Origin of the sequence: Paenibacillus sp. YYML68 (genome assembly GCF_027923405.1) — a bacterium.
GTDB lineage: Bacteria > Bacillota > Bacilli > Paenibacillales > NBRC-103111 > Paenibacillus_G.
In genome coordinates this window covers 3,197,791-3,224,067 of record NZ_BQYI01000001.1, presented here as the reverse complement: position 1 = coordinate 3,224,067, position 26,277 = coordinate 3,197,791, and the positions used below count along the sequence as shown (strand labels likewise).

Sequence of the window (26,277 nt, the reverse complement as noted above, 5' to 3'; positions counted from 1 at the left end):
GTAAGGAGTTGTTGCAGTTGAAGGCTATGAAATATTACGTGCTCGCGCTGATCATGCTGATCGCCGACCAAGTGTCGAAGTGGTACATTGTGAAAAATTTCGAGCTAGGCGAGACCGTACCGGTCATCGGCGAGTTTTTCCAAATTACGTCTCATCGGAATAAAGGTGCCGCGTTCGGTATATTGCAAAATCAGCGGTGGTTCTTCATCGTGCTGACGATCTTCGTCGTGATCGGGATCATCTGGTACTTGAGAAAGACGCTTCAAGAAGGCAAAAGGCTGCTGCCGACAGCGCTCGGTCTCGTGCTCGGCGGTGCGCTCGGCAACTTCATCGACCGACTGCTGTTCGGCGAGGTGGTCGACTTCCTGCAGTTCACGTTCGACTTCAACTTCGTCGGCACGCCGGTGTATTACATCTATCCGATCTTCAATATCGCGGATTCAGCGATTGTCGTCGGTGCAGGTCTAATCCTACTGGATGCCTTGCTGGAATGGCGCAGGGAGAAGAAGATGGCTGACGCAGCAGGCACAGGGACAGCAAGCAGCAACAGTACGAGCTCGGGAAGCGGGGAGGCATAATATGGAGAACGAACAGCAGGAGCCCGGCATCGAGCTGGAGCAGGTACAGGAATGGCTCGTACAGCCAGAGGATGCTGGCGAACGATTGGACAAGTTCATTACCGAATCGCTGGAGGAGGACGTGTCCCGCACGCAGGTGCAGCAGTGGATCAAGGACGGTCACGTAACGGTCGACGGCCGCACCGTGAAGCCGAACTTCAAGCTGAACGGCGGCGAAGCGATTGCGCTGACCGTACCGGAGCCGCAGGAGCTAGAGCTCGCTGCGGAGAACATTCCGATCGAGGTCGTGTATGAGGATGCGGACCTGATCGTGGTGAACAAGGCGCGGGGGATGGTCGTCCATCCGGCACCGGGCCATTATAGCGGTACGCTGGTGAACGCGTTATTGCACCATTGTCAAGACTTATCGGGCATTAATGGTGTGATGCGGCCCGGCATCGTGCATCGGATTGACAAGGATACGTCCGGGCTGCTGATGGCGGCGAAGAACGATCTCGCCCATACGGGGCTCGCGGCGCAGCTGAAGGCGCACACCGTGAAGCGGCAATACGTCGCGCTCGTGCACGGTACCGTGCCGCATGATACGGGGACGATCGACGCGCCGATTGGCCGCGATCCGAAGGATCGGAAGCTGTTCACGGTAACGGAAAAGAACAGTAAGCATGCAGTTACTCATTTTCTCGTGCTGGAGCGGTTCGGCGATTATACGCTGCTGGAGCTGAAGCTGGAGACCGGACGGACGCATCAGATTCGCGTGCATATGAAGTTCATCGGCCATCCGCTCGTCGGCGACCCGGCTTACGGTCCGTCGAAGAGCAAGGGCGTGCTGCTCGACGGTCAGGCGCTGCATGCGGCGGTGCTCGGCTTCGAGCATCCGCGTACGGGACAGTGGCATGAATACGAAGCGCCGATGCCAGACGATATGGTACGGGTGCTCGATATACTCAAAATGCGATAAAGAAAGTCGGGTTGAATATGGAGCTGGAAAAGCTGGTGAACCCGCGGGTGAAGGATATTCAAATATCCGGTATCCGCAAAATTTCGAATCTGGTCGCGCAGTACAAGGGTGCGATCACGCTGACGATCGGACAGCCGGACTTCCCGACGCCAGAGCACATTATGCACGCGGCGGAGCGGGCTATTGCCGAGCAGCGGACGACCTATACACCGAACGCAGGCTTACCGGAGCTGCGCCAGGCGATAGCAGGCTTCGTGCAGAGCAAGTACGGCTTGTCGTACAGCGCCGCGGACGAAATCATTGTAACGACTGGCGCGAGCGAGGCGCTCGACATTACGCTGCGGACGATTCTAACGGAGGGCAGCGAGGTCATTATTCCGGGGCCGATCTACCCCGGCTACGAGCCGCTCGTTCGCTTGTGCGGCGGAGTCCCGGTCTATGTCGATACGAGAGAGAGCGGCTTCAAGCTGACGGCTGAGCTGCTTGCTCCGCATTTGACCGAGAAGACGCGCTGCATCATCCTGTGCTATCCGTCCAATCCGACGGGTCGCGTGCTGACGGAGCGCGAGCAGCAGGAGCTGGCGCAGCTGCTGGACGGACGCGAGCTATTCGTCATCTCGGACGAGATCTACAGCGAGCTCATCTACGATGCGCCGCACCGCTCGTTCGCTGCGCTGCCGGGAATGCGGGACAAGACGATCGTAATCAATGGCTTGTCCAAGTCCCATTCGATGACCGGCTGGCGCATCGGCTACACGCTGGCGCCTGCGTACTTGAGTCAGCATATGGTGAAGGTGCACCAGTACAACGTAACATGCGCCAGCTCGATCAGCCAGTATGCGGCTATCGAGGCGCTGACCGCAGGGATCGACGACGCGGAGCCGATGAAGCAGGAATACCGGAAGCGCCGCGATTACGTCTACGATCGGCTGACTGGAATGGGCTTCGAGCTGGTGAAGCCGGAGGGCGCGTTCTACTTATTCCCGTCGATTGAACGGTTCGGGCTGTCGTCGATGCAATTCACGATGCGTCTGCTCGAGGAGCAGAAGGTCGCAGTCGTGCCTGGCGATGCGTTCTCGAGCTACGGCGAAGGGTACATTCGTCTGTCCTATGCGTACGGGATGGATGTGCTGGAGACGGGCATGGAGCGGCTGGAGTCGTTTGTGAAGAGCTTGGGGTAAGTGGGATGGAAGTGAAGGTAAATAAGGGAAGCTTCTTCTTGGATGGTCGGTTGACTGTCCTTGAGGGAGCTTTTTTCTGTTTTGTTGAGAAAATTGGCGGTGGGTGAAGTGACTGGTTCTTCACATACTTAGTCTACGCATGAATTAAACGATTTGCTTGACCTCGATTGCTGCGACGCTGCTAAGAAATAGGTCGGAGAAAATGGCTTGAATATCGGAACTATCGTTCTCGGGTGTAAGGCATTGGGTTATGTGTACTCAACTTGATGGGTTGACCTCATTCGATTCTCGCTTTGGTTATTCAAAAGGCCTGTTTACAGAGCCATACTTACAGAATAAAATACATAATTTACAAATCATATGTTGTTTTTTTGATTAATCTAGTATATTATACAGAAGAAGTAAAAAATGCTAACTAGGAGGAATTGAAGGTGTTATCTGGATTGAAAAAACAATTGCTAACCTTGTCAGTTTCATTAGTATTCTCAGTGGTCGCTTTGAATCAGGCTTATGCAGAAGGTTCAGACATCTCAGTAAACAATCTAGAGGATTTAAGTGTTGTTATGTCGGTTGATTATGGGTCAGACAAGTCCAAGGTTGGTTTAATTGAGCATGGAACAGAAGGCAGAATAGGAACTACTGCAACAAGCTTTTTCGTGCAAAACAATAATTACTATATATTGGATAATGCTAACAAAAAAATACTAGTTGTTGATAAACAAAATAATTCGAATAGCATTCAGCTCAATACTTCGGGATATTATGAGGATATATATGTTTCAGATAATCAAAAGATATATGTTCTTGATTCTCTTCTTCGAAAAGTGTCCGAGTTGTCAAAGAACGGAGAGTTATTGACAGAATATAACATACCTGAAATTTTGAGCGATCCAAATGGTTTGGAAATGAATACACAAAAGCAGATCATTGTAAATCAGTCTCAAGATCTTTCAGTTATATTAACTACTGGTGAGGTTTCTGTTTCAACAAAGAAATTAGAGCACAACGACGTTGAAATCTCTCAAATCAGGAATGATCGTAAAACAGGGAAAATAATTGTTGATAACAAAAGTAAGAAGGAGTTCGTAGATTTTAAAGTTGACTATGAGGAAATGTTCGGTGGTTTAACAGTTAATGACGTTCGTGAGAACCAAATCATTTTTACAAAAACCGAAGTAGCGGCGGATATACCGAAAGTAATGGCAGAAACTCACGTTTATGTAGTTAATAAGAAAGGAGAGGTCTTAGGAGCAGTACGAATTCCTCTTGAAAAAATGACAATGGCGCCTAGACATTTGATACGTGTAGATAATAATAAAATCTACCTACTGTCAACAGATAAAGAAGCACTAAAAATATATGAACTAAAGCCAGGGAAAAAATTTACAAAAACCTTAAAAGACAGGGTCGAATTATATACGTCTGAAAACAATGAACAGATAAAGAAAACAAAGGGCTCCAGAGTATCGATTTTGAGTGAGAATGGAAGTATCACCAGAGCGCAAGTTCAAGATCGTGTAGATAAGATGCTAAGTTATCATATTACTTTTGTTGACGGAAACTTGAAACAATTATCGGGAACGAAGTTACCGACAATATATTCTGGAAAAAAGACAGGTGATAGTTACTGGGGTATCCCATACAAGTGGGGAGGTGGGGACGGACACGACGAGGGAACTGGTTCACGTGAGAGTTTTGGTTACTATCAGAGTAGAGGATATCAAACCGGCGACATTGATACGAATGGATATGGTGTTAATGAAGTCACCGGATTGGATTGTTCAGGATTCGTGGGATTAGCTTGGCACCGCACAGATCAAAAATATGGAACTACTACTCTTGGTAATATCGCAAGCAACATCACAGTATCTAATCTTAAGCCGATGGATGCTTTGAATGATGCAGGATTTCATACGTTGTTATACAAATCAGACACTAGCAACGGAATTAATACGTACGAATCTTCAACTGACGATCAGCGTGTAGGCTCACACTCACGAACATGGTACTGGCTCGGTACAACTAATGATTTTGTTCCAATACGTTACAATAACATTACGGATTAATTATACTTGTATGGAGGAGTAGTCTCCTCCGTACTTTTATTTTTTTCTGTGAAAGGATTATTGAAAGCAGTGTCATTAGAACGTCGAAGTTGCTTTAAGAAATAGCGTTTTTTCTGGAAGAAAGTTGAAAAATAGCAATAGGATGCCCGGCACATCGTTTTTGAGATGTGATGTATAATCAGTCTTAAAATAGGCTAGACTGTTAAGCTACAGGTTTTGAGACAGGAGGTCCACCTTCGATATAAGTCGACTTCGTCTTTAACATCATGTAGATGATCGTGAGCATTTTGTGAGCTAGAGCAATAATGGCTTTGTTCTTCCCACGGCGTGCAGCTATTTTCCAAAATCGAACCGACAACTGTGATTTTCGGCACTTCGTTGCTGCCCAAGCGGCTTCACATAAAGCTGTTTTCACATGCGGATTGCCCTTACGTGTTCGTGTACTTTTTTTTTACCCGCGCTCTCATGGTTACCCGGAGCCACACCTGCCCAGGACGCGAGATGATCAGCCGTTGGGAACTGATCCATATCGACTCCGATTTCGGCAATGATCGCTGCGGCGGTAATCTCACTTATGCCCGGAATCGTTTGAATCAACTGATAGGCTTCCTGATAGGACTGAAGATGCACCTCAATTTCTGCATCCAGCAACGCGATGGATTGCTCGAGGAAGGTAATATGCTCCCAGCAATTGCGAATCATCAAGATTTGGTGCTTGTTTAACGTTCCGAAGAGCGACTCGGCCACCCGAGCGACATTACGTTTTACGTTGCCATGTACTCGGGCTTCAATATCATCCGGATCGACGTAGCCCTGCATGACCAGTCGTTCCAGCAAATTGCGTCCGGATACGCCGAACACATCTGAAATAACCGTTCCCAACTTGATGTTGGAGGCTTCCAGCATTTTTTGAATGCGGTTTTTCTCTGCGGTCAAGTTTCCAACCCGTTTCTTACGTAAACGTGTTAAATCACGTAGTTCTCGGAGATCCTCGGTAGGCACGAAGCTCTTCTCGATTAATCCTACGCGCAAGAGTTTAGCGATCCACTCCGCATCGCTGACATCCGTTTTGCGTCCAGGAACATTCTTAATCCGTTGTGCATTGGCAAGGGCGATGTCGAAGTACCCTTCCAATATGTTGTACACTGGTTTCCAGTAGATCCCTGTACTCTCCATGGCAATATGCGTCACACCTTCGGACTCGAGCCATGTCATCAAGGAGAACAAATCACGAGTCATCGTAGGGAAAGTGCGTGTTTCAGCGCGTGGTGCTTCATCCGCTTCGCCAGTCAAGACACAAGCTACAATGGTTTCTTGATGCACATCCAGTCCGGCACACCGAGCAATTAACATCTCCATTTAACTACCTCCAATCGAATGATACTGACGATTGGCGCATTCGTTAGAAGTCTCCATTTTTCTGTCCGCGGTCATTCGGTCTTCTTGTACCGAAGCCAGCACGGGGTTGCTCACATAACGAATGCTCACAGTTTTCTAGACAGGGTCGAACCACCAAAAAGAGCCACGTATTTCTGTCCAATCGCAGTATTACTCAGTATGGGGACTAGGCAGCCACGCTAAACCCAACTTTCATATCGGGGATGTGGCGAGGAAGCCATGATTGTTTTCTAAGGAGGGAGTAGAATTTGAAAAAAATCTCTGCCATGATCGCTGCAGCTCTAGCCTTCATTGCGATTGGCACATTCGTTTATTTAAATCTTCAGTCCGAACCGACCTATTCAGTCACCCAGCTCATGGAGAGCAACACCGTATACCATGATATCCATTCAGAGCTAACGCAAGAAGGCATCCCGGAGGATGCCATAGGGTTATTCATTTCATACTTGCAAGCGATGAAAGACGGCGATGAATCGAGAATTAAAGAGCTCGCGCCTTACGCGAAAAGCAGTGATATTCGTAGGCTGATAAAGGAGTATGCCCTAGTCGATTACAGTACAATTATTGTGCAGGACATCGAAATTAGCAGAGCGAACCCAGAATTCATCCTTACGATAGGCTATGAAAGTCAGGGTCAAACACAAAGCAGAAAGTTACATGTTCACCAATTTGATCAGGAGATCGAAGTGTTCGACTTGCCATCCTAACTACCCCTGCTCCGACCTCCACGTCAAGTAGCGCGTCATGACGCCGATCGCCGTCTCGATTGCGTCCTCGTCGGGCTCGAGCTTCGCATGGTGCAGGCCGTACGGCGTGTTGACGCCGAGCCAAAACATGAAGCCGGGGATTGCCTCGAGGAAATAGCCGAAGTCCTCGCCGGTCATCGCTTCGGTGCACTCGTGCAGACGGACGCCGTGCGGCTGCTGCGTCTCGTCCAGCCAGCGCATGAATGCCTCGGTCAGCTCAGCGTTGTTGTACACTTGACGGTAGTTCGAGCCGTAGTCGAGCACCGTCCTGCAGTCGAAGGCGGTCTCCATCCCCGCGAGCAGCGCTTCAATTCGCGACTTCACGAGCGTCATCGTCTCGGCGGACAGCGTACGGATCGTGCCCTCGAGACGGGCGCGCTCGGCGATAATGTTCTGCTTCGTGCCGCCAGTAATTTTACCGATTGTAATGACGGCGGAGTCGAGCGGGTTCACGTTGCGGGAGATGATCGTCTGCAGCTGTCCGACGAGCTGGCATGCGGCGATGACCATGTCGTTCGCCTTGTGCGGGAAGGCGGCGTGGCCTCCCTTGCCGATCAGGTCGATGAACAGCTCCGACGTGTTGGCGAACAAGATGCCCGGCTTCACCGCAATCGTACCGACCGGATATTCCGGGGCGATGTGCAGCCCGAATATTTCGTCAGGGATCCAGTCCTGCAGCTCCTCGCTCGCGAGCATCGGCTCCGCACCACCAGGACCTTCCTCAGCCGGCTGGAAAATAAATGTAAGATCGTCGCGAATCGGATTCGCCGCGAAGTGCGACAAAATGCCGAGCCCGATCGCCATATGCAGATCATGGCCGCAGGCGTGCATGAATCCTTCGTGCTCGGAGCGGAACGGATAGCCGGTATCCTCAGGAATCGGCAGGCCGTCCATGTCGGCCCGGTAGCCGTACCGCCGCTGCGGTGCTGTACCGCGCACATTCACCAGAATGCCCGTGCGCCACGTACGAACCTCCAGCCGCTCCTGCGGCAAGCGTGAGATGTAGTCGAGCAGATGCTGCTGCGTCTTGAATTCGGCGAAGCCCGGCTCCGGGATGCGATGCAGCTCGCGGCGCAGCTGGACGAACGGGCTTACAGCCTCCTCGCCTTGAGCGCCCTTAGCAGATGAGGGAATATGAGATGCCATACGGTTCAACGTCTCCTTTGTACAATACAATACGAATAATCCACTATGAATTGTGAAAAAAAGCTCGGCGCCGTCAGCGCCGAGCTTCATGCGCATTACAGTGTGCGCAGATCCTTCAAAATTTCGGTCTTCGACTTCGTCTTGTCGTCTACCTTCTTGATGACGCGTGCAGGTGTACCTGCGACGACGCTGTACTCAGGCACGTCTTCCACTACGACAGCGCCTGCAGCTACAACAGAGCCCTTGCCGACGCGTACGCCTTCAAGGATGACCGCGTTAGCGCCTACGAGCACGTCATCCTCGATGACGACCGGCTGTGCGCTAGGCGGCTCGATGACGCCTGCAAGGACGGAGCCTGCGCCGATGTGGCACATGTTACCTACCTTCACGCGACCGCCGATGACTACGCCCATATCGATCATCGTGCCTTCGCCGATGGAAGCGCCGATGTTGATCACTGCGCCCATCATGATGATCGCGTTGTTGCCGATGCCGACCATCTCACGGATGACTGCGCCCGGCTCGATGCGTGCATTGATATTCTTCAGGTCCAAGAGCGGAATTGCCGAGTTGCGGCGGTCGTTCTCTACGACATAATCCTCGATCTTCGCGCTGTTCTCGTCGAGCACAGCCTTGATGTCCGTCCACTCGCCGAACAGCACGCCGCTCTTGCCAGATACGAATGCCTGGATGCCTTCAGCGAACGTGATCGACTCGAGGTCACCCTTTACGTATACTTTCACTGGTGTTTTTTTCTTGCTCGTCTTGATCAGGTTAATAACTTCTTCTGTGTTCATTTCGATAGACATCTTAATCATTCACTCCTTATGTAAAATAGACACATGCATGCGCATGGACAAGCTACAACATTTATAGCATATCTGAACAGGCACTAGCAATGTTTGCCTCAATCTTGCTCGCCACGTATTGACAACATGTGTCGAACGTGGGATAATGCTGATAACTTCATAGAACCTTTAAATTCAGTCCCGTGAGGCTGACAAGGTGATCGTCCGAAACGAACGCTTTCCTGAGGGGGAGCAGGTTGGTGCTGCCTTCCTGTACCCGAATCAGTGGGAGGCTTCTATTTCCACACGTCTACATCTAACCTTGTCGCATAGCGGCAAGGTTATTTTTGCTAGATCAGCATAAGGGGGCTTCGAGTCCAATGCAGCAGACAGAGCATGTGCTCATGGACGACACGGCGATTCGACGGGCGCTTACGCGGATCGCGCACGAAATTTTGGAACGGAACAAGGGGTTCGAGGATTGCGTGCTGATCGGCATTCGGACTCGGGGCATTCATCTGGCAAGACGGGTAGCGGACAACATCAGACAGATTGAGAATGTGCCTGTACCGGTGGGCGAGATTGACGTGACCGGCTACCGTGACGACCGCGAGGCATCCAGCAGCTCGGCAGCGCGCAGGCGCAAGGACGGGAGCACGACATCGGAGCTGCAAGGACAAACCGGGCTAATCGTACATAATAAGAAGGTCATCTTGTTCGACGACGTGCTCTACACCGGACGAACGGTGCGCGCCGCGATGGACGCCTTGATGGATTGCGGCCGACCGATGATGATTCAGCTGGCGGTGCTCGTGGACCGCGGCCATCGGGAGCTGCCGATTCGACCGGATTATATAGGTAAGAACATCCCGACCTCGAAGCTGGAGGCGATCGCGGTTCAGCTGGAGGAATCGGACGGGGCAGACAAAGTATTGATCACAGGACAGAGGAGACCGACAGAATGACACAGACGAAGCTTCTAGCCGACAGACATCTGTTAGGGACGAAACATCTAAGCGCGGAGCAGCTGACCTCCATCCTCGATCGCGCCCAGCATTGGGAGCAAGCCGAGGTGAAAGTAACGAACCAGCTGCACGGTCGGTTTGTTGCGAATATGTTCTTCGAGAACAGCACGAGAACGAGATTCTCCTTCGAGGTGGCGCAGAAGCGGCTCGGCGCGGAGGTACTGAACTTCGCAGCTGCCGTATCGAGCGTACAGAAGGGCGAGTCGATCTACGATACGGTGCGCACGCTGGAGTCGATGGGGATCGACGCCGGGGTAATCCGGATGAAGCCGAACGGCCTTCTGGCTGAGCTCGCGCAAAAGATCAAGGTGCCGCTCATCAACGCGGGCGACGGCAACAACGAGCATCCGACCCAGGCGTTGCTCGACCTGTACACGATGCGCAAGCAGTTCGGCGAGCTGCGCGGACTCCATGTCGCCATCGTCGGCGACATTCAGCATAGCCGTGTGGCGCGCTCGAACCTGTGGGCGCTGCAGACGCTCGGCGCGAAGGTAAGCTTCTGCGCGCCGCCAGAGATGCAGGCAGCGGAGCTCGCGGAGCACGCGCCGTATGTGTCGATCGACGAGGCGCTGAAGGCCGACGTCGTCATGATGCTCCGCGTGCAGCTGGAGCGGCACGAGGGGTCGATCTTCGGCTCTGCTGAGGAATACCGCGCAGCCTACGGCTTGACTGAGGAGCGTGCAGCGCGCATGGCGCCGCACGCGATCATCATGCATCCGGCGCCATTCAACCGGAACGTGGAGATTGACGATGCGCTGGTGGAGTGCGAGCAGTCGAGAATTTTCAGCCAAATGAGCAACGGTGTGCCGATCCGCATGGCGGTAATCGAGCGGGCCTTGAGTGTATAGCATAAGTCGATTGTCGGGTTCATCGTCTAGCTGCCGAGCTGGTAAGTGAAGCTGCGGTAAGCGGTATATTACGGAACATGGAGGTCATTATGGGAATCTGGATTACGAACGCCTGCGCCGTGAGCGCTGGCAATGAGCTGGAAGCATGCCACGTGCTGGTCGAGGGGGATCAGGTGGCGCGCATCGTGCGCGGACAGGATGGACAGCCGAATACGAGCGGCCACACGGTCATCGACGCGGCGGGCAAGCTGCTGACGCCGGGCTTGATTGACATGCACGTTCACCTGCGCGAGCCGGGGTACGAGCATAAGGAGACGATCGCGAGCGGCACCCGCTCGGCGGCGAAGGGCGGCTTCACGACGATCGCCTGCATGCCGAACACAAGACCGGTCATCGACACGGTCGAGACGGTGCAGTACGTGCTGGACAAGGTGAAGACCGAGGGCGTCGTGCGCGTCCTGCCTTACGGCTGCATCACGAAGAACGAGCTCGGCCGCGAGCTGACCGACTTCGACGCGCTGAAGGAAGCGGGAGTCATCGGCTACACGGACGACGGCGTCGGCGTGCAGAGCGCGCAGATGATGAAGGATGCGATGGCGAAGGCGGCCTCGATCGGCATGCCGATCATCGCGCACTGCGAGGACAACACGCTTGTGGAGGGACGCGCCTTTTCCGAAGGGGAGTTCACACGCAAGCACGGCTTGAAGGGCATCCCGAACGAGTCGGAGGCGATCCACGTCGGCCGCGACGTGCTGCTCGCAGAGGCGACGGGCGTCCACTACCACGTGTGCCACGTCAGCACGGAGCAGTCGGTACGCTTGATCCGCCACGCGAAGCAGTTCGGCATCAAGGTGACCGCTGAGGTATGTCCGCACCATCTGGTGCTGTCTGACGAGGACATCCCAGGCATGGATGCGAATTGGAAAATGAACCCGCCACTCCGCACACCGCGCGACGTACAAGCCTGCATCGAGGGGCTGCTCGACGGTACGATCGACATGATCGTCACCGACCATGCGCCGCACAGCGAAGAGGAGAAGGCACGCGGCGTTGACCTTGCGCCATTCGGTATCCTCGGCTTCGAGACTGCGTTCCCGCTGCTGTACACGAAGTTCGTCGCAACAGGCCAGTGGACGCTGGAGTTCCTCGTTGACCGCATGACGAAGGTTCCGGCTCAAGTATTCGGCCTGCCTTGGGGCACGCTAGAGGAAGGCAAGCCCGCGGACTTGACTCTGATTGATCTCGAGACGGAGCAGCCGGTCGATCCGGCAACGTTCGCCTCGAAGAGTCGCAACACGCCGTTCATCGGCTGGCAGCTGAAGGGCTGGCCGACGATGACGATGGTCGACGGCAAGGTTGTATACGAGGCGTAGTGACAACGAAGCCTAAGGAAATGTTAGCATTGGACGGGGCAGAGGAATAGGCTGAAGACGAATACACCCATTGGGCGTTCTTCTCCCCAGCGTCATATTTATATAAGAGGAGTGACACGAGCATGCAGGCAAGATTGTTACTTGAGGACGGCACGCTGTTTACAGGCAAAGCATTCGGAAGCACAGGCGATTCTGTGGGCGAGGTCGTATTTAATACAGGAATTACAGGCTACCAGGAAGTACTCTCCGATCCATCGTACTGCGGTCAGATCGTGACGATGACGTACCCGCTGATCGGCAACTACGGTATCGCACGCGATGACTTCGAGTCGATCCGTCCGTTCATCCACGGCTTCGTTGTGCGCGAGCACGAGATCGTGCCGAGCAACTGGAGAGCGGAATATTCGCTTGACAGCCTGTTGAAGGAGTACGGCATTATCGGCATCAGCGGCGTTGACACGCGCATGCTGACTCGCCGCATTCGTCACCAGGGCGTTATGAAGGGCTTGCTGACGACGAGCGACAAGCGCGTCGAGGAGCTGATGGAGCAGCTGCAGGCTACTCCGCTCATTACAGATCAAGTATCCCGCGTGACGTCCAAGGCGGTCTACAGCGCGCCAGGAACGAAGGAGCGCGTCGTGCTCGTCGACTTCGGCTCGAAGAGCGGCATTCTGCGCGATCTGACGAAGCGCGGCTGCGACGTCGTCGTCGTGCCACAGGATACGACAGCTGAGCAGATTCGCCGCCTTGCACCGGACGGTGTACTGCTGTCGAACGGCCCTGGGGATCCGAAGGACGTGCCGCATGCAGCGAAGATGATCTCCGAGCTGCTCGGCGAGTTCCCGATCTTCGGCATCTGCCTCGGACACCAGCTGTTCGCGCTCGCAAGCGGAGCAGATACGGAGAAGCTGAAGTTCGGACATCGCGGTGGCAACCATCCGGTCAAGGATCTTGTATCGGGACGCTGCTACATCACTTCGCAGAACCACGGCTACACGGTGAAGGAAGAGTCCATCGCCGGAACAGAGCTTGAGGTTACGCACATTAATAACAACGACCGGACTATCGAAGGTCTGCGCCATAAGAAATATCCAGCGTTCTCCGTGCAGTACCATCCGGAGGCAGCGCCTGGACCATTCGATTCCAGCTACTTGTTCGATGACTTCTTGACGATGATCCGCGCTCACAAGCAGGAATCGCCGAAGCCGACACGCCAGGAAGCACTGGCAACCGCTTATATGGAAGCGAACAGCGCAGCCGACAACGCCTCGAAGGGAGAACTGACCTATGCCAAAAAATAATGAACTTAAAAAAATTCTCGTCATCGGCTCCGGTCCGATCGTAATCGGTCAGGCCGCAGAGTTCGACTATGCTGGTACGCAGGCGTGCCAGGCGCTGAAGGAAGAAGGCTATGAGGTCGTTCTGATCAACAGCAACCCGGCCACGATCATGACGGATACGAACATGGCGGACAAAGTATACATCGAGCCGATCACGCTCGACTTCGTTACACAAATCATTCGCCAGGAGCGTCCAGACGGATTGTTGCCGACACTTGGCGGTCAGACCGGTCTGAACATGGCGGTAGAGCTGGCGCGCGCAGGCGTGCTGGAGAGAGAGAACGTGAAGCTGCTCGGTACGCAGCTGACTGCGATTGAGAAGGCGGAGGACCGCGACCTGTTCCGCGAGCTCATGCGCGAGCTGGAGCAGCCGGTGCCAGACAGCACGATCGTTACAACAGTTGAAGCTGCAGTAGACTTCGCGAACGAGATTGGCTACCCGATCATCGTACGCCCGGCTTACACGCTCGGCGGCACAGGCGGCGGCATCTGCGCGAGCGAGGAGGAGCTGCGTGAAATCGTTGCCTCCGGTATTCGCTACAGCCCGATCAGCCAGTGCTTGATCGAGAAGAGCATCGCCGGCATGAAGGAAGTCGAGTACGAGGTAATGCGCGATGCGAACGACAACTGTATCGTCGTATGTAACATGGAGAACTTCGACCCGGTAGGCGTACATACAGGCGACTCGATCGTCGTAGCGCCGAGCCAGACGCTGTCGGACCGCGAGTACCAGATGCTCCGCTCCGCATCGCTCAAGATTATCCGTGCGCTGTCGATCGAAGGCGGCTGTAACGTTCAGTTCGCGCTCGATCCGCACAGCTACCAATACTATGTCATCGAGGTTAACCCGCGTGTTAGCCGCTCGTCGGCGCTCGCGTCGAAGGCAACAGGCTACCCGATCGCGAAGATGGCAGCGAAGATCGCAATCGGCTACACGCTGGATGAGATCGTCAACCCGGTTACAGGCCAGACCTATGCTTGCTTCGAGCCAACGCTTGACTATATCGTATCGAAAATTCCACGCTGGCCATTCGACAAGTTCACAGCGGCGAACCGCAAGCTCGGCACGCAGATGAAGGCGACAGGCGAGGTTATGGCCATCGGTCGTTCGTTCGAGGAGTCGATGCATAAGGCGATCCGCTCGCTCGAGATCGGCGTACACCGTCTGTTCCTGAAGGATACAGACAAGCTGGATCAAACGACGCTGGACCTGCGCCTTATGAAGCCAGACGATGAGCGCATGTTCCTGATCGCCGAAGCACTGCGCCGCGGCTACACAGTGAAGCAGATTCATGAGCTGACTCGCGTAGACTGGTGGTTCCTGCACAAGCTCGAGGGCATGATCAAGTTCGAGACCGAGCTGCAGCAGCCGGAGCTGACGGAGGAGGTGCTGTTCGAAGCGAAGCGCAAGGGCTTCACCGACCGCGCCATCGCCGAAATTCGCAGCGCCGCGAATGTGGGACTTAACCTGACTACAGAAGCTGACGTACGCGCCTACCGTGTCAGCCTGAACATGAAGCCAGTATACAAGATGGTTGATACGTGCGCAGCCGAGTTCGAGGCTTCGACGCCGTACTACTACTCGACATACGAAACAGAAGACGAAGTGAAGGAAACCGACAAGCAGAAGGTCATGGTACTCGGCTCCGGTCCGATCCGTATCGGTCAAGGCATCGAGTTCGACTACTCGACTGTACACGCGGTATGGGCGATTCAGGCAGCTGGCTACGAGGCTATCGTGGTGAACAACAACCCTGAGACCGTATCGACCGACTTCAACACGTCCGATCGTCTCTACTTCGAGCCGCTGTTCTTCGAGGATGTGATGAACATCATCGAGCGCGAGAAGCCAATCGGCGTTATCGTACAGTTCGGCGGTCAGACGGCGATCAATCTGGCAGCTCCGCTGTCCAAGGCAGGCGTACGCATTCTCGGTACGGATCTGGAGAACATCGATGCGGCCGAGGATCGCAAGAAGTTCGAAGCGCTGCTTCGCAGCCTGGACATTCCACAGCCTCCTGGTGGTACGGTGACCTCCGTGGACCAAGCGGTCGGCATGGCGTCTAATTACGGCTATCCGGTGCTCGTACGTCCATCGTACGTCCTCGGCGGACGCGCGATGGAGATCGTCTACTCCGATGAAGAGCTGCTCAGCTACATGGAGTACGCGGTGAAGATCAATCCGGAGCATCCGGTTCTGATCGACCGTTACATGCTCGGTAAGGAAGTCGAGGTCGATGCGATCTGCGATAAGGAGACGGTATTGATCCCGGGCATCATGGAGCACATCGAGCGCGCAGGCGTTCACTCCGGTGACTCGATCGCGGTCTACCCGCCACAGACGATCTCCGATGAGCTGAAGCAGAAGATCGTCGACATTACGACGAAGATCGCTCGCGGCCTGCAGGTGGTCGGTCTGGTCAACATCCAGTTCGTCATCTACAAGGATGAGGTGTACGTGATCGAGGTGAACCCGCGTGCCTCCCGTACGGTACCATTCTTGAGCAAAATTACGAAGATCCCGATGGCTAACGTGGCCACTCGCGCAATTATGGGTGAGAAGCTGGCAGACATGGGCTACGAGACAGGGCTGTGGCCAGAAGAGGACTTCGTGTCGGTCAAGGTTCCAGTATTCTCCTTCGCCAAGCTGCGCCGCGTGGACACGACGCTCGGACCAGAGATGAAGTCGACAGGCGAGGTTATGGGCCGCGACAAGACGTTCGCGAAGGCACTGTACAAGGGCTTGATCGGCTCGGGTATGAAGGTGCCGCCGACAGGCGCGATCATCGCGACTGTCGCTGACAAGGATAAGGCAGAAGCGACTGAGATTCTGCGCGGCTTCGAGAAGCTCGGCTACCGCATCGTCGCTACAGGCGGTACAGCTCAGGCGCTCGAGGATGCAGGTCTGCAGGTACAGCGCGTGAACAAGCTGAGCGAAGGGTCGCCGAACATTCTCGACCTGATCCGCAACGGTGAGGCGCACTTCGTCGTCAACACACTGACGAAGGGCAAGACACCAGAGCGCGACGGCTTCCGTATTCGCCGCGAAGCGGTGGAGAACGGCGTAGTATGTATGACGTCGCTTGATACGGTGAGCGCACTGCTGCACGTACTGGAGTCGATCTACTTCCAGTCGACGCCGATGCCGGTTTTCAATAATTAAGAAGTAGCAGCAACCATTAGCACAGTGTTCCGGGCAACCGGGGCCTGTGCTAATCCCTTAATTGGGGATAAGGGCATTCTACATAGATGAAGGGGGCGCGTCACATGTCGAAGGACAGCATCGCTAGCATCTTGACCGAGCGTATTATCGTCGCTCTGGATTATGCAACCGCAGAGGAAGCACAGGGACTCGTCCGCTCGCTCGAAGGCATTCCGTGCTACATGAAGGTAGGGATGCAGCTGTTCTACAGCGCGGGACCGCGCTTCGTCGAGCAGCTGAAGGAGAAGGGCTATAACGTCTTCCTCGATCTGAAGATGCATGACATTCCGAACACAGTGAAGGGCGGAGCGGAGAGCATTACACGCCTAGGCGTCGATATGTTCAATGTGCATGCAGCAGGCGGTGTGAGGATGATGGAGGCCGCACGCGAGGGCGTGGACAAGGCGCTCGCCAGCAGCGCAGCCGGCTCTGCCGGAGCGGTCAGACCGCTGCTGATCGCGGTCACACAGCTGACGAGCACGAGCCAGTCGGTGCTGAACGAGGAGATCGGCATCGTTGGGACGGTCGAGGAGGCGGTGCTGCGCTATGCACAGCTGGCGAAGCAAGCTGGACTCGACGGTGTCGTCGCATCTCCGCTGGAGGTACCCGCGCTCAAGGGTGCTCTCGGCAGCAGCTTCGTCACGGTAACGCCGGGCATTCGTCCAGCTGGCGCCGACATCGGCGACCAGTCGCGTGTCATGACGCCGCAGGAGGCGTTCGCGCAAGGCACGGACTACATCGTTATCGGCCGTCCGATTACGGCCGCAGCGGACCCTAGAGCCGCGCTGGAGGGCATTATCGCATCGCTGCAAGGTTAAGCTATTCCATATCTCGAACTGAGGAGTGCACATATATGAGTTCTGTTACGATTCAAACTAACCCGCAGCTGGCCGAGCAAATCGCCGCTGATCTGCTATCTATCGGTGCGGTGTCGCTGCGTCCGCAGCAGCCATTCACGTGGACGTCCGGCCTGAAGTCGCCGATCTACTGTGACAACCGTCTGACGATCTCCCATCCGGACGTTCGCGAGCGTATCGCGGAAGGGTTCGCTTCGCTGATCCGCGAATTTTTCCCCGAGACGGAGGTTATTGCTGGAGCTGCAACAGGCGGTATCCCGCACGCGGCGTGGGTCGCGCACAAGCTGAACCTGCCGATGGTCTACGTCCGCGACAAGGCGAAGGGACACGGCAAGGAGAATCTGATCGAGGGCACGATCAAGCCAGGGCAAAAGACGGTCGTCATCGAGGATCTGATCTCGACAGGCGGCAGCTCGCTGAAGGTAGCCGTGGCGGTCAACGAGGCCGGAGCTGAAGCGCTCGGCGTGCTCGGTATCTTTTCCTACCAGTTCGACAAGGCGAAGCAGGCGTTCGAGGAGGGCGGCGTGCCGTTCGAGACGCTGACGAACTATACGACGCTTGTGCAGGTTGCACTGGCGCAGGGCAGCATTCAGGAGCAGGACGTAGCCGCGCTGCAGGCGTGGAGAGCGAACCCGAGTGAGTACGGGAAGTAAGAAGTAAGTAAGTGTGGTGCGTATCGGTTCATTGAGGATATGTGGGTTGGGCAGATAGACAGCTTCCTTCGATTGAGAAGGGGGCTGTTTTTGTATTTCTCGCGTTGAGGGTCTGGATGAGGCATGGGAGTTAGAATAAGTAGATGTATATGAGTATCGTGTACAGGGATGCAGCGAGCAAGGTGATCGCGGCTAGAAGTAGCAGTCGAGTGAGTACTTGATGCTGAGAGAAGAAGAGAAGCGGCACGTTGAGAACGAGTAGGATGAGGGCCATGTATGGACCGTATGTCCATATATAGTCGAGCTTCGCTTCGTCGGTTAGATCTCCTGGCGGTGTATCTGCCAGATGAAGGCGTGAGATGGAGATCCAAGTGCGTGTGCCTATGTAGGCTAAGGTCGTTGCTAGGATGCTCAGGGCTAGGGCGTAGTAGACGGTAATGTTTTTAGTCATGGAATGTTCTCCTGGGGGATGATAGGATGAGAATATCTAAATATTGGAACAAAAACATCGAAAAAATTCCAAAAAATAACTTGTATCCATCCATTGAGGGATCAGAATCTTATGACAAAATTTACCCAATTTAGTATAGCAGATCAATCTTAAGCAATCCAACTTTAAAGTGATTTCGTGACCTTCCAGACCCTGATATTTCTTATCGTCCGCTGGCTTTCGGCCTTTAAATGATTTTGAAAAATAAAAGTGACTGATATAAGGTCAATATCCATAGTGAAATTAATATTACAATAGTAAACCAAGTCGTTAGCGATTTTTTATTCGTACTGATGATTTTGTAAAAAAAATAAATGAACACGAAATGTAATAAACCCATGCCCAAAATAGATAGTATTAGAACCATTTCACTTTAGGCTCCTCTGTTTTAAAATTTTTACATTAAATCTATTTTAATCCACATCTAGGTCTGATAGTATGTATCATAGCTAGCTTCATTAACAGCAGCAGGCAGATCTTTAGAGAGGAGATATAATTAAAATGATAAGTAGAAGAATGGTTAAGGTATCGATCCTTTTCATATTCTGCTTAAGTGTACTAATGCCTGCAGAACAGAGTCAAGCCACAGATGCGAAAGTGAGGGTGAATCTTCCGAGCTTTGAAGTAAAACTGAACGGCAATGCAGTGGATAATCAGCATCGTGAGTATCCTCTTCTTGTTTATAAAAACATAACCTATTTTCCAATGACATGGTACGATTCAAGATTACTTGGTTTGGAGGCGAGTTGGTCAACGAGTGGAGGCTTGAATATTAGGCAGAGCTCAGTGACTTCCTCGTATGTTTCATACAATTCCGGGGAACGAAACATGTCCACCTATATGGCCGTTGTCCCCACCACGTTAATAAACGTTAATGGCAAAGTGATTGATAACGCTAAAGAAGAATATCCATTATTCCTCTTCCGGGATGTCACTTATTTCCCGCTAACATGGCGTTTCGCTCGAGAACAATTTGGATGGGATTATGAATGGAACCCTATCAGCGGACTACGTATCCAATCCCATAATCCGCAAGTCCAACGTGCCGGCTTACCTGTACAGGCTAGTGAGAATGATATAGCACTGTTCAAGGGATATTACTATTTCGTGGAGACAACGGAAACGACAAAGCATATCTATCGAGCTCCTGTTCAGCAACCAAATGAAAGGGAGGAAATATATTCATATCCGAACGAGACTAGTTATAACAACGCATTGACCTTTCAAATCCGTGAGAACGAGCTTTGGTTTTTTTATCATCTTGGGGGAAATACAACCGGTAGTACTACATTTGTGAAAATAAATGACAAAGGCGAAGCAGAACAGTTGCATCGGGGATATCTTGATTTTCGTGATACGCCTTACGGTACATTAATCATCAATACAGGCGCTACCACGGAGGCAGGAAATCTGTATTTACTGCAGAAAAACGGCCCGGAGGGAACAAGAGTCAAGAGCGTAGGCGATCAAAGCGCAATAAAGTTTGCTCAGCATGTGCGAACTTCTCATTCTACGGCCACTACGGTAGTCGGTGAAGATGTTTATGTGCTGTGTGCAATTAACCCCTCCGATTCGAAGAACATCTACAGAATTAACCTTACAACGAATAAGACTGAGTTGGTCGTCAAGTCAAGCGTTAGTTGGTTTCGAGTAGTAAACAATGAGTTGTTCTATGTAAAAGAAGGTGACAATGTTCTATATTCTTCCGGAGTTGATGGAACCGGGGAAGTGAGACGATCCGACCATCCCGTATCTTGGTTTGACATCCTTGATGGCAACGTATTTTATACAACCAAGGAGAATGGTAACCAATATTTGCACCAGGCCCTGCCCAATGGGGAAGACCCATTCGTATGGTCAAGTCCGATTTCAAGTGTACAGGTGATTAATAATGAGCTTATCGTCACTACTGGAGAAAGCGACAGCAAGAATATAGTACGGCTAAATAGCTCGGGTCACTTAACGCTAAGCGTGGCGAACCCGATCTCACGCATATTCACGTCTGACAACGGACTGTTATTCCAGACTTATTTAGACTCAATGGTCAAGCTCATTCATCTTGAAAACTAAAGAGAAGGTGTGGCTTGCCGCCGCCGACAAGAAGTGACAGTATTGCCATAGCGCGACGCAATAGGAGCCCGCCACCGCACATTCAAATTCTCTATATAGCTTTAATCTACTCGCATTTTCGATTTTGATTTGAATGTCTTAAATGGAAGGTTATGATTATGATATGTGCAATATTTCAAAAATGGTACTAGATGGGTTTAAGAAAAGACTTGACCACAATAAAGAAATACTAAAGCAAGGTATAGCTGGCTCTGTTTTCTCTGCTAAAACTTTCTTTGGGCCTCCGGCAAAAGAGAAAGATATTGAGGCATTTGAGAATGAAGTGGGTATTATAATCCCCAAGGATTACAGAAATTTCCTTCTAATTCATAACGGTGCTATTTTTTATGAGTTTGAAATTTTTGGATTAGAGGATATTCGCAATCACTTTGTCATTTTTGACTATAAAAACCTGAGTCCTTCCGGTTGGTATCCTATCGGTTCCGATAATGGAAGCATGCTTTGGATCGATCAAACGGTGCTAAAAGAGGAGTCATTAAACAAGCGAAATAACTATCTTCATTACTCGGAAAAATTATTCACCGATAGCGCAATCCCGTTGAATTTAAACTTCGAACGATGGCTTGAGAGGTTTATTCTTGCATCTGGAGAACATTTTTGGTACTGGGGATTGGAAAGCGCGGAACTATATTATATGAGAGTTGAAGATACACTTAGGATGCAGAAGGCTCTAGGTCGGCTCTTGGGTGAAGAATAATATCGAAAAGCCCACGTAAGGGAGGACACCCCTTGATCCACATTTCTAGGCATGATATGACATTTCCGGATGCATCTGCAGAGGATAGTATTCACATAAATGGATGAGTCACAATGTTTGATAGAGGCTTACATCCCTTTATCTAAAGAAAAGGGTTATAGAATGCAGAAAAAAAGATCAATTTGAAAAGAGTCAGATGAGGGTCTTCCCCCATAGCGTGAGACAAATCAAAACACCTTCAAGAAAATGCTAACATGTCGTAAGATATGGAGATAGTCTTGGAGGTGTTTATACGTTGGCAACCACAGTAAGCCATTTGGTAGATGTAAAGATGAAGGCTATTGACAGACTCGGTTGTTGGGATTTCGGATAAGGAAATTATGAAGCAGCTAAACAGGCTCTAACTCGTAATCAGTGCTTGACTTGAGCCTAATTAGCATATTCGAAAAGAACGACTACAAACTATAACCATGCATTCACGCATTATCGCTGTCGCTCCTCGGTCCAGGACGTGCGTTAGGGGGAGTGACATTAGTGAAAGGAGAATTGAATGAAAGCAAAAATAAATCAAACTGAGCTTGAAAGCAAGCTTCTGAGTTGGTTATGCATACAGCCAATGCTAGCTGCTGTTCGGGGGAAAGATCTTCAAACAAAATTAGCTATGTATAATCAATTACATGAGGGTCAGAAAGCACTATTTTTGTTCTATTCTTTTCACAATCACACGAAGACAATTGCCGAGTTTTATTGGTTCTCCGCTTACAATATTAATGAACTACAAACATGGAAGGGAATACGAGCTGGGGTATTATACTTTGCGGACGTTAGTATGGCTGAGCTCCTAGATGAGATCGAGAGCCTAATTGTAACTCGAAACAAATTTAACAAGGTGATAAGCCCAACAGATTTAGAAGTTGATCAACATTTATTGAATGAAGTAAAAGAATTATATGACAAATATATGGAACACGCAGCATTGACTATAGAACGAATGAACAATTGGATACGAATTAATCAAGAAGAATTTATTGAAAAAGGAGAACCCTGCACCGACTACGTCTGACGACCCGCCGCTAACGCGGCTTTAATCGGTGAGGGTTCGTGAAGTCTCAAAGATATACGGACAGAGCCCTTACGTAAGCTCCAGCATCCCATCAGGAGATGCTATGCTCCACCGCTCCACGCTTGATCATAGCTCCATCTCCAGCCTACTTCTTCAGCAGTGCCAGCCTGTACGCATACTCGAACAAAAACTCGAACGCCTCCAAGTGGCGCTTCGCCTCGAACGCGTTCGCGCCCCATGCGCAAATGCCGTGCTTGCGGATCAGAATGCCCGGGATGCGCGGCATAATCGAACGCTCGACGAGCTCGGCGATGCGCGGGATGTCGGCGTAGTTCGGCACGATCGGAATGTCGATCTGCGCCTCCTCGTCCCAGATGTTGAACGCCTTGATCAGCTCGACGCCGTCGATCGGCACGCTGCCGCGCTCGGCGTAGAACTCGGAGATGACGTTGTTGAACACTGTATGTACGTGGAAAATGGCGCCAGCACCCGTCGCCTTGTAAATCTCGCAATGAATCAGCGTCTCGGCAGACGGTCGGAGGCTGGTCGCCTCGATCGGCTTGCCGTCCTGATCGACGAGCAAGTAGTCGGATGGCGTATGCACCGACTTGTCCTTGCCGCTGGCTGTCACCGCGAAGGCGAAATGCTCCTTCGTGAATTCACCGACGCGGACGGACAGGTTGCCGCTCGTGCCGGGGAACCAGCCGCGGGACGCGAGCAGCGTCTTGATGTCCTTCAGCTCTGCGAAGGCGCGCTGCTTTTCTTCTAATGTCACTTGGAATCCCATTGTATCGCTCACTTTAAGCTCAACTCCCCTCCTGAAATAACAGGCTCCGAATCCACTCGGAACCTGTTATAACTAGCCTCAATCCCTTATCCTCAACGAGTCTCTTCCAGCCCTTGAATAACCTCATGGAAGCTCTCGAACGGCTTGTAGTTCAGCCCGAGCTCCTCGCATAGCTCGATCAGCTGCGCCCGGGCGAACACGAGGTCAGCGAGCTTCGCGCCCTCGAAGTCCGTCACGCTGTCGCCAATCAGAATGCGCTCGTACTGCTCCCGCGGATAACGGCGAATGATCGTCGTCTTGCACATGCCGCAGTCGTTGTGGCAATGCTCGTCGCAGGCGTGCGGCCAGACGATTCGGATGCTCGCGCCGCTGAAGTCGCTTCCGTTGCAGTAGATGCGATCCTTATCGATGTCGAACGGCTCCAGCACCGGATAGACGAAGAAGTCGATGCCGCCGCTCGTGACGAGGAACGTCACCTGCTCCTTGCGGCAGTAGTCGAGCAGCTCGCGGAACCCGTCGCGAAGCTTCACGTTGCGGATCGCGTAGTCGATGACCTCGTCCTTGCGGGACGTCGGCAGCAGGGCGAACATGCGGCCGACGCCGTCTCTGATCGTGATCTCCTTCGACAACACCTGCTTCACGAGCGTCTCCCAGCCCTCCGGCTGAAAATGCTTCATAATCGCCACGATGTTATCGTTCACCGTAATCGTCCCGTCAAAGTCGCAAAAAATGATGCGCTGCTTCTGCGTCATTCCTTCGCCCCCCAAGCGTCGATGGCGGCCTTCAGCTCTGGATGGCGCTCCGCGTAGCTGCGCAGCGATTCGTCTGCGAGGCAAGCGTCGATCGCTTGGCGGAACGCTTGTCCGCCTGCAGCGGCGCCCATCGGATGTCCGTGCACGCCGCCGCCCGCGTTGACGACGACCTCGCGTCCGAAGTCGCGAATGATCCACGGCACGAGGCCGGGGTGAATGCCCGCGGACGGCACCGGGAAGCTGGTCGGCAAGCGGAGCTTACCCTCCGCACCCGTAACATAATCTGCCGCCGACTCGGTCAGCAGGGTGTCCTTGATCGCCATATTTTCCGCGAGGGGCATGACGACAGAGCCGTATGGGGACGGGAACAGCACGAGGTCCGCGCCAGCCAGACGCATCAGCTTGCCGAGCAGCACGTTCGCGGCGATGCCATGATACGTCGACGGATACAGCGCGCCAGCGAGAGCCGGATGCGCCATGATCGGCACACGCACGTCAGGGTGGCGGCTCAGCTCGCTCAGCGCGTCGAAGCCGTAGGCGAGCACGTTGAACAGGAGCGCGTTCGCGCCTGCGGAGATCGCCTTCTTCGCCTGGTCAATTAAGCCGAACGTCGGTCCGGTCAAGTTGGCGGCGTACAGCAGCTGTTGACCTGTCACCTGACGCGCCTTCTCAGCGGCCTCCATGCACACCTCGACACGGCGCTCGATCGGCGTGAGCGGGTTCTCGAACAGAATCTCGTCGTCCTTGATCAGATCGACGCCGCCGAGCGCCTGCTGGTAGAACTGCTCGCGCAGCGCTGGCATGTCGTGGCCGATGACCGACTTGAAGATGCTCATGAGCAGTGGGCGGTCGTGGACGCCGAGCAGGTCGCGCACCCCTTGCAGGCCGAAGCGCGGCCCCGAGAACGCGGACAGGAACGACTCGGAGAACGACAGGTCGATCAGCTTGATGCGGCCGTCCATTGACAGCTTGCCGAAGACGGTGACGAGCAGCGCTGGAATGTCCTGGCTGAAGTTGACGTCCGGGTAGGCGATGCGGATGTCCGCGTAGCGCTCGCCTTGTGCGTCTGCGCCCGCAGGCTCATGCACGTCGACAGCTACGACGCGGCCCAGATGCTTCTCCATCTCCGCCTTGCGCGCCTCGGGCAGGTCGGTCCAGCTGCCGACGGTGAGGCCGACGGCGATGCCCTGGGCTTTTTTATGAAAATCAGCCTTCTCATCATACAGTCGATACGTCGCTGTGCAATAAGAGCTGTAGGTAGTCACACTCACGTCGATTCCTCCTATGCTTGCTTCTTACTTCGTATAGGACGCGGCGGCGTCGCTGATCGCTGCGCCGATCTCGCCTGCGCGCTCAGCAGCACGCAGCACAGCCTGGGAGGCGGCCTCCTGGAAGCCGCGCTCGGCGAGCAGCTCAAGCGCCGCCTGCGTCGTGCCGTTGGGCGAAGTGACCTTATGTCGCAGCTCGGCCGGCTCCTCGCCAGTCTCTTCGACCATGCGGGCAGCGCCGAGCACCGTCTGAACGGTGAACAGCCGTGCGGCTTCGCGATCGAGGCCGCCGCGGACAGCGCCCTCGATCATCGCTTCCATCATATAGTAGATGTAGGCAGGACCGCTGCCGGACAAGCCGGTAATCGTGTCGAGCAGCGGCTCGGCGACGATGCTCGTAATGCCGATCGACTGGAACATGTCAATCGCGGCCGCCTGCTGTGCGTCGCTGACGCTCGGGCAGAAGCTGATGCCTGTCGCGCCGAGACCGATTGTGCTGGACGTGTTCGGCATCGTGCGCACGACCGGGATGGAGCTGGATTGCAGCAGATCGTGGATCGTTGCGATCGACAGTCCCGCGATGACGGAGACGAGCAGCTGGCGCTCGTGGAGCAGGCCGCGCAGGGCGGTAATGCCATCGGCCGCATCCTTCGGCTTGAAGGCGATGACGACGACGTCGGCGCTGCGGATGGCGGCCTCCTTTTCCTCGGGGAGCTGCGAGGTGCGAACGCCGTAGTTGTTCTCCAGCTCGTCAAGACGTATGCGGTTCGTATAGTTCGTGACGAAGATCTGGTCGCCGCGCATGCCGCCTTTATTCAGTAGACCACGGATGATCGCCTCGGCCATAGAGCCTGCGCCGACGAAGGCGATGCGTAGAGTAGATAGCAGGTTGGACACGTGTGAACGCTCCTTTCTATATGATGCTGAATCG

Annotated in this window: 22 protein-coding genes and 1 pseudogene; 15 read left to right on the top strand and 8 right to left on the bottom strand. The window is 53.4% G+C overall.

Annotated features, from left to right (window positions below):
- The first annotated feature begins 26 nt into the window (after positions 1-26).
- The 4 genes from lspA (at position 27) to PAE68_RS14685 (ending at position 4,783) form a co-directional block, all read left to right on the top strand.
- Positions 27-578 (top strand): signal peptidase II, encoded by a 552-nt coding sequence (gene lspA, locus PAE68_RS14700; RefSeq protein WP_281891085.1) that lies wholly within the window; start codon positions 27-29, stop codon positions 576-578.
- A 1-nt stretch (position 579) separates the two neighbouring features.
- Entirely contained in the window at positions 580-1,536 is a 957-nt protein-coding gene (locus tag PAE68_RS14695) for an RluA family pseudouridine synthase (protein WP_281888085.1), read from the top strand.
- Between the two features lie 23 nt (positions 1,537-1,559).
- Complete coding sequence (locus PAE68_RS14690; RefSeq protein ID WP_281891084.1) at positions 1,560-2,717, top strand: aminotransferase A; 1,158 nt, start codon at positions 1,560-1,562, stop codon at positions 2,715-2,717.
- A 431-nt stretch (positions 2,718-3,148) separates the two neighbouring features.
- Positions 3,149-4,783 (top strand): NHL repeat-containing protein, encoded by a 1,635-nt coding sequence (locus PAE68_RS14685; protein ID WP_281888083.1) that lies wholly within the window; start codon positions 3,149-3,151, stop codon positions 4,781-4,783.
- 202 nt (positions 4,784-4,985) lie between these two features.
- Here the strand turns inward: PAE68_RS14685 and PAE68_RS14680 are convergent.
- Positions 4,986-6,142, bottom strand: a pseudogene (locus PAE68_RS14680) (IS110 family RNA-guided transposase).
- Positions 6,143-6,429: 287 nt separating this feature from the next.
- Between PAE68_RS14680 and PAE68_RS14675 the strand changes: the two are divergent.
- Positions 6,430-6,888: a hypothetical protein gene (locus PAE68_RS14675; protein WP_281888082.1), complete on the top strand. Its 459-nt coding sequence runs from the start codon at positions 6,430-6,432 to the stop codon at positions 6,886-6,888.
- Here PAE68_RS14675 and PAE68_RS14670 read toward each other — a convergent pair whose 3' ends face one another.
- Together PAE68_RS14670 and dapD are read right to left on the bottom strand one after the other, a co-directional pair.
- Positions 6,889-8,073 (bottom strand): N-acetyldiaminopimelate deacetylase, encoded by a 1,185-nt coding sequence (locus PAE68_RS14670; protein ID WP_281888080.1) that lies wholly within the window; start codon positions 8,071-8,073, stop codon positions 6,889-6,891.
- Between the two features lie 95 nt (positions 8,074-8,168).
- Complete coding sequence (gene dapD / locus PAE68_RS14665; RefSeq protein ID WP_281888079.1) at positions 8,169-8,882, bottom strand: 2,3,4,5-tetrahydropyridine-2,6-dicarboxylate N-acetyltransferase; 714 nt, start codon at positions 8,880-8,882, stop codon at positions 8,169-8,171.
- A gap of 359 nt (positions 8,883-9,241) precedes the next feature.
- Between dapD and pyrR the strand changes: the two genes are divergently transcribed.
- The 7 genes from pyrR (at position 9,242) to pyrE (ending at position 18,159) form a co-directional block, all read left to right on the top strand.
- The gene (gene pyrR, locus PAE68_RS14660) at positions 9,242-9,826 is read left to right on the top strand and encodes a bifunctional pyr operon transcriptional regulator/uracil phosphoribosyltransferase PyrR (RefSeq protein ID WP_281888077.1); all 585 of its coding nucleotides are present in this window, start codon (positions 9,242-9,244) and stop codon (positions 9,824-9,826) included.
- Positions 9,823-10,734: an aspartate carbamoyltransferase catalytic subunit gene (locus PAE68_RS14655; RefSeq protein ID WP_281888076.1), complete on the top strand. Its 912-nt coding sequence runs from the start codon at positions 9,823-9,825 to the stop codon at positions 10,732-10,734. The genes pyrR and PAE68_RS14655 overlap by 4 nt, the downstream gene beginning before the upstream one ends.
- A gap of 89 nt (positions 10,735-10,823) precedes the next feature.
- Positions 10,824-12,107: a dihydroorotase gene (locus PAE68_RS14650; RefSeq protein ID WP_281888075.1), complete on the top strand. Its 1,284-nt coding sequence runs from the start codon at positions 10,824-10,826 to the stop codon at positions 12,105-12,107.
- A gap of 122 nt (positions 12,108-12,229) precedes the next feature.
- The gene (gene carA, locus PAE68_RS14645; protein WP_281888074.1) at positions 12,230-13,408 is read left to right on the top strand and encodes a glutamine-hydrolyzing carbamoyl-phosphate synthase small subunit; all 1,179 of its coding nucleotides are present in this window, start codon (positions 12,230-12,232) and stop codon (positions 13,406-13,408) included.
- Positions 13,395-16,610, top strand: coding sequence for a carbamoyl-phosphate synthase large subunit (carB, locus tag PAE68_RS14640; RefSeq protein WP_281888073.1), 3,216 nt, complete (start codon positions 13,395-13,397; stop codon positions 16,608-16,610). Before carA ends, carB begins: the two co-directional genes overlap by 14 nt.
- A gap of 104 nt (positions 16,611-16,714) precedes the next feature.
- On the top strand, positions 16,715-17,467 hold the full coding sequence (gene pyrF / locus PAE68_RS14635; RefSeq protein WP_281888071.1) for an orotidine-5'-phosphate decarboxylase: 753 nt from the start codon (positions 16,715-16,717) through the stop codon (positions 17,465-17,467).
- Between the two features lie 35 nt (positions 17,468-17,502).
- Complete coding sequence (gene pyrE / locus PAE68_RS14630) at positions 17,503-18,159, top strand: orotate phosphoribosyltransferase (RefSeq protein ID WP_281888068.1); 657 nt, start codon at positions 17,503-17,505, stop codon at positions 18,157-18,159.
- Between the two features lie 130 nt (positions 18,160-18,289).
- Here pyrE and PAE68_RS14625 read toward each other — a convergent pair whose 3' ends face one another.
- Complete coding sequence (locus PAE68_RS14625; RefSeq protein WP_281888066.1) at positions 18,290-18,610, bottom strand: hypothetical protein; 321 nt, start codon at positions 18,608-18,610, stop codon at positions 18,290-18,292.
- A gap of 540 nt (positions 18,611-19,150) precedes the next feature.
- Between PAE68_RS14625 and PAE68_RS14620 the strand changes: the two genes are divergently transcribed.
- The 3 genes from PAE68_RS14620 (at position 19,151) to PAE68_RS14610 (ending at position 22,539) form a co-directional block, all read left to right on the top strand.
- Complete coding sequence (locus PAE68_RS14620) at positions 19,151-20,719, top strand: DUF5050 domain-containing protein (protein WP_281888064.1); 1,569 nt, start codon at positions 19,151-19,153, stop codon at positions 20,717-20,719.
- A gap of 142 nt (positions 20,720-20,861) precedes the next feature.
- A complete protein-coding gene (locus tag PAE68_RS14615; RefSeq protein ID WP_281888062.1) occupies positions 20,862-21,476 on the top strand; it encodes an SMI1/KNR4 family protein in 615 nt (204 codons plus the stop codon).
- A gap of 550 nt (positions 21,477-22,026) precedes the next feature.
- Positions 22,027-22,539: a hypothetical protein gene (locus PAE68_RS14610; protein WP_281888060.1), complete on the top strand. Its 513-nt coding sequence runs from the start codon at positions 22,027-22,029 to the stop codon at positions 22,537-22,539.
- Between the two features lie 145 nt (positions 22,540-22,684).
- Here the strand turns inward: PAE68_RS14610 and PAE68_RS14605 are convergent, their stop codons facing one another.
- The 4 genes from PAE68_RS14605 to proC form a co-directional block, all read right to left on the bottom strand.
- A complete protein-coding gene (locus PAE68_RS14605; protein WP_281891082.1) occupies positions 22,685-23,326 on the bottom strand; it encodes a methylthioribulose 1-phosphate dehydratase in 642 nt (213 codons plus the stop codon).
- Between the two features lie 92 nt (positions 23,327-23,418).
- Complete coding sequence (locus PAE68_RS14600) at positions 23,419-24,078, bottom strand: 2-hydroxy-3-keto-5-methylthiopentenyl-1-phosphate phosphatase (RefSeq protein ID WP_281888058.1); 660 nt, start codon at positions 24,076-24,078, stop codon at positions 23,419-23,421.
- Positions 24,075-25,349 (bottom strand): 2,3-diketo-5-methylthiopentyl-1-phosphate enolase, encoded by a 1,275-nt coding sequence (locus tag PAE68_RS14595; RefSeq protein WP_281888056.1) that lies wholly within the window; start codon positions 25,347-25,349, stop codon positions 24,075-24,077. Before PAE68_RS14595 ends, PAE68_RS14600 begins: the two co-directional genes overlap by 4 nt.
- A 24-nt stretch (positions 25,350-25,373) precedes the next feature.
- Positions 25,374-26,243, bottom strand: coding sequence for a pyrroline-5-carboxylate reductase (proC, locus tag PAE68_RS14590; protein WP_281888054.1), 870 nt, complete (start codon positions 26,241-26,243; stop codon positions 25,374-25,376).
- Positions 26,244-26,277: the final 34 nt, after the last annotated feature.

What these genes read in the sequence shown, in the direction of transcription:
- lspA (WP_281891085.1), top strand. Translation starts at nt 27, where the DNA reads ATGAAATATTACGTGCTCGCGCTGATCATGCTGATCGCCGACCAAGTG.
- PAE68_RS14695 (WP_281888085.1), top strand. Translation starts at nt 580, where the DNA reads ATGGAGAACGAACAGCAGGAGCCCGGCATCGAGCTGGAGCAGGTACAG.
- PAE68_RS14670 (WP_281888080.1), bottom strand. Translation starts at nt 8,073, where the DNA reads ATGGCATCTCATATTCCCTCATCTGCTAAGGGCGCTCAAGGCGAGGAG.
- dapD (WP_281888079.1), bottom strand. Translation starts at nt 8,882, where the DNA reads ATGTCTATCGAAATGAACACAGAAGAAGTTATTAACCTGATCAAGACG.
- pyrR (WP_281888077.1), top strand. Translation starts at nt 9,242, where the DNA reads ATGCAGCAGACAGAGCATGTGCTCATGGACGACACGGCGATTCGACGG.
- PAE68_RS14655 (WP_281888076.1), top strand. Translation starts at nt 9,823, where the DNA reads ATGACACAGACGAAGCTTCTAGCCGACAGACATCTGTTAGGGACGAAA.
- PAE68_RS14650 (WP_281888075.1), top strand. Translation starts at nt 10,824, where the DNA reads ATGGGAATCTGGATTACGAACGCCTGCGCCGTGAGCGCTGGCAATGAG.
- carA (WP_281888074.1), top strand. Translation starts at nt 12,230, where the DNA reads ATGCAGGCAAGATTGTTACTTGAGGACGGCACGCTGTTTACAGGCAAA.
- carB (WP_281888073.1), top strand. Translation starts at nt 13,395, where the DNA reads ATGCCAAAAAATAATGAACTTAAAAAAATTCTCGTCATCGGCTCCGGT.
- pyrF (WP_281888071.1), top strand. Translation starts at nt 16,715, where the DNA reads ATGTCGAAGGACAGCATCGCTAGCATCTTGACCGAGCGTATTATCGTC.
- pyrE (WP_281888068.1), top strand. Translation starts at nt 17,503, where the DNA reads ATGAGTTCTGTTACGATTCAAACTAACCCGCAGCTGGCCGAGCAAATC.
- PAE68_RS14625 (WP_281888066.1), bottom strand. Translation starts at nt 18,610, where the DNA reads ATGACTAAAAACATTACCGTCTACTACGCCCTAGCCCTGAGCATCCTA.
- PAE68_RS14620 (WP_281888064.1), top strand. Translation starts at nt 19,151, where the DNA reads ATGATAAGTAGAAGAATGGTTAAGGTATCGATCCTTTTCATATTCTGC.
- PAE68_RS14615 (WP_281888062.1), top strand. Translation starts at nt 20,862, where the DNA reads ATGGAAGGTTATGATTATGATATGTGCAATATTTCAAAAATGGTACTA.
- PAE68_RS14610 (WP_281888060.1), top strand. Translation starts at nt 22,027, where the DNA reads ATGAAAGCAAAAATAAATCAAACTGAGCTTGAAAGCAAGCTTCTGAGT.
- PAE68_RS14605 (WP_281891082.1), bottom strand. Translation starts at nt 23,326, where the DNA reads ATGGGATTCCAAGTGACATTAGAAGAAAAGCAGCGCGCCTTCGCAGAG.
- PAE68_RS14600 (WP_281888058.1), bottom strand. Translation starts at nt 24,078, where the DNA reads ATGACGCAGAAGCAGCGCATCATTTTTTGCGACTTTGACGGGACGATT.